This is a genomic window from Veillonella ratti, assembly GCF_003992115.1.
Taxonomy (GTDB): Bacteria; Bacillota; Negativicutes; order Veillonellales; family Veillonellaceae; genus Veillonella_A; species Veillonella_A ratti.
In genome coordinates, this window is record NZ_RQUX01000031.1 from 1 (window position 1) to 11,181 (window position 11,181).

The window sequence follows — 11,181 nt, forward strand, 5'->3', positions numbered from 1 at the left end:
ATCAAATTAGCTAGCCAATCAAGTACTGAAACAGGTTTGATCATTTTAGACAATGTGGCTCAAGGATCTATTACCAAAGCTTCCAATTTAGCAATGCGATCGTTCTGAGCATCGATCTGATTCTGTTTAGCAGCCAATTCAGCATCGAATTTAGCTTGTTGCGCTTTATTCTGTGCTTCTAAAGCTTGAACTTTGTTTTGAACTGCAGCTACAGAGGTACCAGGTTTAGTTGTTTCTCCGGAACCGATACGGAATGTAGCACCCAAGTTAGCCATAGCTTTACCGCCTTGACCATAGGAGAGACCTACCGTGTATTGCTGATCGCTATCCGGTGCGTATGCATAACCTACTGCCAATGCTTGTTTGCCTCTGTAAGTACCTAAGCCGGCCATAATCTGTCCACGTTCGCCTTCAGCATATGGAAGTGGATTCAAGGCGGCTAAGGATGCGGCCATTGCATCGCCTTCAGCGGATTCATTGCGTACGTTTTGAATTTCAGAAGACAAGCCTTGAATAGCCTGGCCTTGTGCATTTACTACTTCACCAAGTACACCGATTGCTGCCGTATTCGTTTCAACCTGAGTTTTAATAGGATACAACTGAGCACCTGTAATTGCTTGGTTAGAAGATTCGGTAATAGATCCTTGAGCCACATTGTCTAAAATGATCAAACCTGTTTCAGTACTTGATTGGCTAGCTAATTTGATTCCATCTACTGTAAGTGCATCACTAGTAAGCGAAGACTTACCTACAGCAACTTTTTCGGATGTTACGCTAGTATCACCAACAGCCAAACCATCTTTCGATAAGGTAGTTGATGCAGTTACTGTTCCGTCAGTTACATCACCGAATATTAAGGCAGCTTTCGTCAACTGAGCCACGCTACTATCGTTGACACCACCTATAGTCAACGAATTACCTGTTAATGACGATTCACCAACATGGAAGCCCTGAGCGGTTATTTCAGCTACACCGCCTTGTGATGCATCTCGATCTTGTCCATTAACTTCACCTATCGTTAATGAATGACCTACATGTAAGTCATCATTTAATTCAAGATCTGTACCGCCAACAATTTTGAAGTTGCCAGTATATTTCAAGCCACTTCTCTTAGGCTTAGTTGAAGTATTTGTAGTTGCATTACGGAACCCTGATCTTTCAGTTTCAACCGTATTTACCGTTTCATCCTCTTCCGGAATATACCAGCCGGTTTCACGAGTAAATTCTTCAACAGCTTCTTTAGTCATGCTGATATTAAATGTTTTTGACCCATCAGGATTCATAATTGTTTTAACATCAACATATTCGTCGCCGCCTTCTGCTTGCACCAATTTTCGAACATTAAATTTACCTTCAGAAGTCAAATTGTCCATATTTATGGTTGCTGCATTATCAATCTTAGTTTTTACCGTATCGGTAAGATCAACAGTGACTTTATTCCCTTCAACCGCAGTTACAATAGACTTATTACCTTTTTCATCGGTAGCACCAACAATATCCATACGATTGTTATCTTTAGAAAGATTTACACGTTCTTCTTTATTATTGGTATCAGAACCTATCGAGATGCCTTGCATTGCGCTACCGGCTACGTTTTCAACATCAGTCAAGCGACCGTCAAAGCCTTTAACTGTATTATCCAAATCGGTTACTTTAGTATCAAGGTTGCCAACTTTAGTGTCTAAATTACCTACTTTAGTATCCAAGTCGCCAACTTTTGTGCCAAGGTCTTTAACTTCTTGACCTAAGCCGTCAACTTTAGTACCCAAGTCTTTAAGACCTTTGTCGAGACCGTCAACTCTACCGGTTAAGTCAGTAACTTTAGTATCTACTTTATCCAACTGGCCTTTATTCACAGCGTCGCCGGCTTTTACACCATCAGCAATGTTGGAAATTACTTTATTGCCTGCATCGATGCCGTCTTTAGTTACGGAAGGACCACCGGCAATGGCTAAACCGCTACCGTTCAATGTGCTGGAGCCTACGCTTACACCATTGTTATCTACCGTTGTATTGCCTGCTTTTACAGAACCGGTAGCACCAAGGTCGATTTGGTTATTCAAGTTAACATCGAATGTCTTAACACCGTTAACGTCGGAAGGAGTTACCGTAATGTTAGTACCACCTGTTACATTAACTGCATTCTGACTGGTTTCTTTGATAACGTCTTTGCCTTTATCGCTTAAGTTGGACAAGTCTTTATCAGCTGCGTTGTTAATCTTTTCTTTAGTAGCTGCCGTTAAGTCTACTACCAAGTTTTGACCATCAACTTTGCTTTCAACCATGCCGCCGGATTTACCGGTAACACCGAAGCCTGCCTGGCCTTTATTAACTGTGATTACGCCACCGTTACCATCATTAATGGAGATAGTCTGCAATGCGGAGTTAGCCAATTCGGAACCTTCAGTTGCGATATTTTTCACTTCTTGTAACTGGTTGTAAGTAACTACATCGCCTTCTTGAGTGCCGTTAGCTACGTTAGTAATCTTCGTACCGCCCATATTGATACCGCCAACGTTGATGGTAGGACCGTTCTTAATTGTGAACCCACCATTGGAGATTGTAGTGTCGCCAAGAACGATGTTGCCCTGAGGGTTAACGGTAATGCCGCCTTCGTTGATAGTTGTGCCGGCTACATTAATGGAACCGCCGTTGATTACAGTGTCGCCAACTCGGAATTCACCGGTAGGAACAAGGGTTACACCACCATTGTTAATTGTAGTACCACCAATATGTACATCACCGGATTTAATTACCGTATCGCCTAAAGTGATTGAGCCTTCGCCACCTAAGTTCAAATCTTTATTCAAGTTAACTGTAAAAGTCTTAACATCATCAGCTTTTTCAGTATCAACAGTGATATTGTTACCACCTACTACATCAACTGCATCCTGACTTACTTCTTTGATAACTTCTTTACCTTTGTCATCTAAGTTGCCCAAATCTTTGCCGGCTGCATTGTTGATTTTTTCTTTAGTAGCCGCGGTTAAATCAACTACCAAGTCATTACCATTAACTTTGCTTTCAACCATACCATCAGTAGCACCTACGATACCAATAGCAGAGTTAGATTTGCTGATAGCAATCGTTTGGCCGTCGTTGCCTTTAACCGATACAGTTTGAAGTGCGCTGCTAGCCAATTCGGAACCTTCAGTAGCGATATTTTTCACTTCTTGTAACTGGTTGTAAGTTACTACATCGCCTTCTTCAGTGGCATTAGCTACGTTGGTAATCTTAGTACCGCCCATGTTGATACCGCCTACATTGATGGAAGGACCGTTTTTAATTGTCAAACCACCTTGGTTAAGGGTCGTACCGCCAACATTGATTGTGCTGCCGTTGATTACAGTGTCACCAACTTTGAATTCGCCTTTAGAGTTCAAAGTTACGCCGCCGTTATTAATGGTTGTACCACCAACTTGTACGTCACCGGATTTGATGATGGTATCGCCCAAAGTGATAGAACCTTCGCCGCCGAGATCCAAGTTTTTATCCAAGTTAACAGTGAATGTCTTAACACCATCAACCGTAGCTTTATCTACGTTGATATTGCTGCCGCCTTTTACATCAACAGCGTCTTGAACTACTTCTTTAATAACAGTTTTACCTTTGTCATCTAAGTTGCCTAAATCTTTACCGGCTGCGTTGTTAATTTTTTCTTTCGTTGCAGCTGTTAAATCTACTACCAAGTCTTGACCGGAAACTTCGCTGGTAACCATGCCATCGGTAGCACCTTTAATACCGAAACCTGCTTTTTCTTTATTAACAACAAGTTTTTGACCATTAGTATCGGTTACAGTTACTGTTTGAAGTGCACTGCCTGCTGTGTTTTCAACAGTTGTTACACGATCAGTCAAGGTATTCACATCTGTACGGATTGTGCCTACATCAGTTTTAACTGTATTCACTTCAGTTTTGAGAGTACCTACATCATTTTTAACGGTTGTTACTTCAGTCTTCAATGTGCCAACGTCAGTCTTAATTGTATTAACTTCGTTAGTAACAGTGTTTACTTTGCCATCTAATTCAGTTTTCACACCGTATAACTGACCACCGGTTACAGCGTCTTTAGAACCTTCAGCTACAGAACCTTGGCCGAGGTTGGATACTACTTTACCACCTGCATCAATACCGTCTTTAGTTACGGACGGACCATCGGCAATAGCTAAACCGTTAGCATCAACTGTAGTAGCACCGGCTTTAATAGAGCCGTTATCGCCTAAGTCAACATTGTTCTTCATGTTAACGGTGAATGTCTTAACATCATCAGCACCGGTTTCACTGGCTACTTCGATGTTTGTACCACCTTTTACGTCAACAGATTTTTGAACAACTTCTTTGATAACTTCTTTGCCTTTGTCATCCAAGTTGCCTAAATCTTTACCGGCTGCGTTGTTGATTTTTTCTTTAGTTGCAGCTGTTAAATCTACTACTACGTCTTGACCAACAACACTGCTTGTAACCATACCTTCACTTGCACCTTTGATGCCGAATGCAGGATTATCTTTGTTAACTGTAAGTTTTTGACCATTCGTATCCATTACCGTTACAGTCTGAAGCGCACTACCGGCTGTTTCCGTTACTTTTTCAAGAGTATTATTGATAGTCGTTACTTTACCATCCAATTCGGTCTTAACATCAAATAACTGGCCACCGGTTACAGCATCTTTGGAGCCTGCAGCTACGGAGCCGTCGCCAAGGTTGGATACTACTTTACCGCCTGCATCGATACCGTCTTTAGTTACGGACGGGCCATCGGCAATTGTTAAACCACCAGCATTAACTGTGGTTCCACCAATTGTAATGGATCCAGTATCACCTAATTTTACGTTGTTTTCTAGGTTAATAATGAATCTCTTAACACCCGCATCTTTGCTTACTTCAGCTACGTCGATATTGTTGCCACCCGATACATCAACGGCGTCTTGAGCAACTTCTCTAATAACTTCTTTACCGCCGTCGCCCAAGTTGCCTAAGTTTTTATCGGCTGCATTGTTAATCTTTTCTTTAGTAGCGGCATTCAAGTCAACTACCAAATCTTGACCGTTAACTTTGCTTTCTACCATGCCATCAGTAGCAGCTACGATACCAAAGGATGCTTTTTCTTTATTAACTGTGATTGCATTACCGTCAGTGTCTTTTACGCTTACAGTCTGAAGAGCTGTTCCGCTAGTACCGGAACCGTTTTCAGCAATCGTACGTACTTCTTGCAATTGGCTGTAAGTAACTACGTCACTTGCGTCTTTGCCGTCAGCTACATTTGTAATTCTAGTGCCGCCTGCATTGATACCGCCAACGTTGATGGAAGGACCATTTTTAATAGTCAAACCGCCTTCGTTGAGAGTTGTACCGCCCACATTAATTGTGTTGCCGTTAATTACAGTATTACCTAAGGAGATAGAGCCATCAGCGCCTAAGTCTATAGATTTGTTCAAGTTAACTGTGAATGTCTTAACATCATCAGCACCGGTTTCACTGGTTACTTCGATGTTAGCGCCGCCTTTTACGTCAACAGATTTTTGAACAACTTCTTTAATAACTTCTTTACCTTTGTCATCCAAGTTGCCTAAATCTTTACCGGCTGCGTTGTTAATTTTTTCTTTAGTTGCCGCTGTTAAATCTACTACTAAGTCCTGACCGGACACTTCGCTTGTAACCATGCCATCGGTAGCACCTTTAATACCGAAGCCTGCTTTGTCTTTATTAACAACAAGAGTTTGGCCTTTAGTATCTGTTACGGTTACTGTTTGAAGTGCACTGCCTGCAGTTTCAGTAACTTTTTCAAGGCTAGTCTTGATTGTTTCAACATTATTGGTTACTTTATCAACTTTCTGATCTACTGCATATAACTGACCACCGGTTACAGCATCTTTAGAGCCTTCAGCTACGGAGCCTTCACCAAGGTTGGATACTACTTTACCGCCTGCATTGATGCCGTCTTTAGTTACAGAAGGACCACCAACGATTGCTAAACCGTTAGCATCAACTGTAGTGGCACCGGCTTTAATGGAACCATTAGCACCTAAATCAACGTTGTTCTTCATGTTAACGGTGAAAGTCTTAACATCATCAGCACCGGTTGCACTGGTTACTTCGATGTTAGTGCCACCTTTTACGTCAACGGATTTCTGAACAACTTCTTTGATGACTTCTTTACCTTTGTCATCCAAGTTGCCTAAATCTTTACCGGCTGCGTTATTGATTTTTTCTTTCGTAGCAGCTGTTAAGTCGACTACTAAGTCTTGACCGGACACTTCGCTAGTAACCATACCGTCAGTAGCACCAACGATACCTAAGCTTGAATTATCTTTGCTAAGTACAATCGTATTACCTTCGGTATCTTTAACGCTTACAGACTGTAGAGCTGAGCCACTGGTACCGGAACTATTTTCCGCAATCTTACGAACTTCTAATAATTGGTTGTAAGTTACTACATCGCCGGCTTTCGAACCGTCTACTACGTTAGTAATCTTAGTGTTATTTGCATTGATGCCGTCAACAGTAACGGATGGGCCATTATTAATCGTTAAGCCGCCTTGGTTAAGCGTTGTGCCGCCTAAGGAAATGGAGCCGTCAACACCAAGATCTACGTTTTTGTTCAAGTTAACAGTAAATGTCTTAACATCACTAATATTAGCTGCATCTACATTAATATTAGTACCGCCTTTTACATCAACTGCGTTTTGAACAACTTCTTTAATAACGGTTTTGCCCTTGTCATCCAAGTTACCTAAGTCTTTACCGGCTGCGTTGTTAATTTTTTCTTTAGTAGCAGCTGTTAAGTCTACTACCAAGTCCTGACCGGATACTTCACTGGTAACCATGCCATCGGTAGCACCTTTAATACCAAAGCCTGCTTTGTCTTTATTAACAACAAGGGTTTGGCCTTTAGTATCTGTTACAGTTACTGTTTGAAGAGCACTACCGGCTGTTTCAGTCACTTTTTCTAAATTGTTAGTGACTTTTTCAAGGTTATTATTGATTGTATCTACACGGCCTTTTACACCATCAACATCAGTTTTAACTGCGAATAACTGACCACCGGTTACAGCATCTTTAGAGCCTTCAGTTACGGAACCTTCACCAAGGTTAGATACTACTTTACCGCCTGCATTGATGCCGTCTTTAGTTACGGATGGGCCGCCAACGATTGCCAAGCCATCAGTAGTTAACGCTGCATTGCCAACACTTAAGCCGTTAGCATCAACTGTAGTTGTACCGGCTTTGATAGATCCAGTAGCACCTAAGTCAACATTGTTCTTCATATTAACAGTAAACGTCTTAACATCATCAGCACCTGTTGCACTAGTTACTTCGATGTTATCGCTACCTTTTACGTCAACAGATTTTTGAACAACTTCTTTAATTACAGTTTTACCTTTGTCATCCAAGTTGCCTAAATCTTTACCGGCTGCGTTGTTAATTTTTTCTTTAGTTGCAGCTGTTAAGTCTACTACTAAGTCTTGACCGGACACTTTACTTTCAACCATGCCGTCAGCAGCACCTACGATACCAAGGTTTGCCTGACCTTTGCTGATAGTGATTGTCTGACCGTCATTACCTTTAACAGCTACAGTTTGAAGTGCACTGTTAGCCAATTCGGAGCCTTCAGTCGCGATATTTTTCACTTCTTGTAACTGATTGTAAGTTACCACGTCGCCTTCTTCAGTTGCATTAGCTACGTTAGTAATCTTAGTTCCGCCCATGTTGATACCGCCAACGTTGATGGTAGGACCATTTTTAATCGTCAAACCGCCTTGGTTGAGGGTTGTACCGCCAACATTGATTGAGCTGCCGTTGATTACAGTATCACCAACTTTGAATACGCCGTTGGAGTTCAAGGTTACACCGCCGTTGTTAATGGTTGTATCACCAACATGTACGTCACCGGATTTGATAATGGTATCGCCCAAAGTGATGGAGCCTTCACCGCCCAAATCCAAGTTTTTATCTAAGTTAACAGTAAATGTCTTAACATCATTAACATTAGCTGCATCTACATTAATATTAGTACCGCCTTTTACATCAACTGCATTTTGAACAACTTCTTTGATGACTGTTTTGCCCTTGTCATCTAAGTTGCCCAAATCTTTACCGGCTGCGTTGTTAATTTTTTCTTTAGTTGCAGCTGTTAAATCTACTACCAAGTCCTGACCGGATACTTTGCTTTCAACCATACCATCGGTAGCACCTACGATACCGAAACCGGCATTGTCTTTATTAACGGTCAGAACATTGCCGGCACCGTCTTTAACACTTACAGTCTGAAGTGCGGAATTAGCTGTATCTTGAGCACCTTTGATAGAATCATTGAGATCTTTTTGCACGCCAAATAATTGACCACCGGTTACAGCATCAGTGGAACCAGCTGCTACAGCACCTTCACCAAGGTTGCCAACAACTTTACCGCCTGCATTGATACCGTCTTTAGTTACGGATGGACCACCAACGATTGCTAAACCGTCAGTTGTTAACGCTGCATCACCAACGCTTACGCCATCAGCGCCGACTTTAGTAGCACCGGCAGTTAAACCGCTAGCATCTAATGTAGTAGCACCGGCTTTAATGGATCCGGATGCACCTAAGTCAACATTGTTCTTCATGTTAACGGTGAATGTTTTAACGCCATCGTTATTTACAGTATCAGCTACTTCGATGTTGTTGCCGCCTGCTACATCAACGGATTCTTGAACAACTTCTTTAATAACGGTTTTGCCTTTGTCATCCAAGTTGCCCAAATCTTTGCCGGCTGCGTTGTTGATTTTTTCTTTTGTCGCAGCTGTTAAGTCTACTACTAAGTCCTGACCGGATACTTTACTTTCAACCATACCGTCGGTAGCACCTACGATACCGAAACCGGCATTATCTTTATTCACGGTAAGAACATTGCCGGCACCGTCTTTAACACTTACAGTCTGAAGTGCGGAATTAGCTGTATCTTGAGCACCTTTGATAGAATCATTGAGATCTTTTTGCACGCCAAATAATTGACCACCGGTTACAGCATCAGTGGAACCAGCTGCTACAGCACCTTCACCAAGGTTGCCAACAACTTTACCGCCTGCATTGATACCGTCTTTAGTTACGGATGGACCACCAACAATGGCTAAGCCATCAGTTGTTAACGCTGCATCACCAACGCTCACGCCGTCTGCAGCGACTTTAGTCGCACCGATTTCTAAACCAGACTTATCTAGTTTGGTATCACCTACAGCAACGGAACCGTCTGTGCCAAGATTAATATTTTTATCTAAATTAACAGTGAATGTTTTAACGCCGTCTTTATCGGTTGCATCAACAACACTGATATTGTTACCACCATCTACATTAACAGATTCCTGAACAACTTCTTTAATAACGGTTTTACCTTTATCATCCAAGTTGCCTAAGTCTTTACCGGCTGCGTTATTGATTTTTTCTTTCGTTGCATCGGTTAAGTCTACTACCAGGTTCTGACCGGATACTTTACTTTCAACCATGCCATCGGTAGCACCAACAATACCAAAGCCTGCATTGTCTTTATTAACAACGAGAGTTTGGCCTTTAGTATCGGTTACGGTTACACTCTGAAGAGCAGAATTAGCTGTGTCTTGAGCACCTTTGATAGAATCATTGAGATCTTTTTGCACGCCAAATAATTGACCACCGGTTACTGCATCAGTAGAACCTTCAGCCACAGCACCTTCACCAACATTAGATACTTTTTTGCCACCTGCATCAATACCGGCTTTAGTTACGGACGGACCACCGGCAACAGTTAAACCATCTGCTGCAACAACGGTGTTCCCAAGAGCAAAACCACCGGCAGTTAAAGCTGCTTTACCAACCAATATACCATTCGCTCCAACTTTAGTTTCACCGGCTACTAAACCTGACTTGTCTAGTTTGGTATTACCTACAGTAACAGAGCCATCAGCGGTAAGATTAACTTTTTTATTCAAATCAACGCTAAAGGATTTACTGCCATCAGCATTTTCACTTTCAGCAATTTTGATATTGTCGCTGCCTGCAGTAAGATTCGTAGAGCCGGTCTTAATCCCTTTTACCAGATCACTCAGTTTCTTTTCCCCAGCTTCAGACAAATTATCAAGATCCCGGTTTGCCTTATTTTTTAATTCATCAAGAGCGGTTGAAGAATTTGAGCTGGAATCATTGATCTTTTTAAGAGTATCCGCATCCAAACCGATTTTAAGTACTTGGTAACGGCTATCTTTACGATCCTCTCCCGGCTGTGTTCTAGTCGACACTTTATCTCGACCACCACTACTATACGATCCCATCTGAACTTCAACGCCGCCATTCTTAGCACCTTGTACCAAGAGTTTAAATTGAACACCATTACCGGAGTCCCAACCTACAGCATCGTAAGCTTGAGTCGTCTTTTTATAATCAATCTTCATCTGATTTTCATCAGTGGTAATCAAACTTGCATCCGCGGTTCCCAAAGCGCCCAATAAAAAAGCACCCACTAAACCGGACAACACTACACCCTTAATTCGTTTTGTGCTACCGTTCTGATGGCTTTTAGCCAATTCAGACACTACTACATACATACCCTTTGTCTTGCTCCATACTACCTTGAATACCTTATTCATACTCTGTAACTCCTTTACCTACCCACACACAACCCTAATTACTAGTTTGTAGCGATATTTTTCAAAAAATTATTCCCAAAAATTAATATAAAATTACATCGCTTCCTAACTATTTCGGATGATTGGCTCCCACAAATCATCCATAATTCGTTAATAATCTTTCCCTTAAAAATAAAAAATACCATTTATTTGATTATCAACATATATTTATCACATTTTGTGTTGATATATGTCAGTTAATCCTATTATTTTTATATAAATAAATATTCAATTACTACCATCCCCTTTCAAAATACCTTCATGAGATATATAACCCTATTTAACCAATCGATTATTATTTATCTCATTTAACTTTCCCTAAATTTATACTATACATATCTTAGATTGCAGAGGTTATAATTCAAAAGCCACACTATGAGTCATAGTTTAATGGTCTTCATAATCACTCCATCTTAATTCTATATTCATTTTATCACCTTTCATTTTCATATTCAACCACAAAAGACTAAATTTTTCACCGTCAACTTTATTTTTTATTTTGTTATAATTTTTATAAACCCAAAACATCTAATATATACGATAATAC

1 protein-coding gene is annotated in these 11,181 nt (G+C 41.1%); it reads right to left on the reverse strand.

The window, feature by feature from the left end:
- Nucleotides 1-59 precede the first annotated feature (59 nt).
- Complete coding sequence (locus tag EO124_RS09905) at nt 60-10,595, reverse strand: ESPR-type extended signal peptide-containing protein (protein WP_127059374.1); 10,536 nt, start codon at nt 10,593-10,595, stop codon at nt 60-62.
- Nucleotides 10,596-11,181 lie beyond the last annotated feature (586 nt).

Coding starts and splice junctions, on each gene's coding strand:
- EO124_RS09905 (WP_127059374.1), bottom strand. CDS start 10,595: ATGAATAAGGTATTCAAGGTAGTATGGAGCAAGACAAAGGGTATGTAT.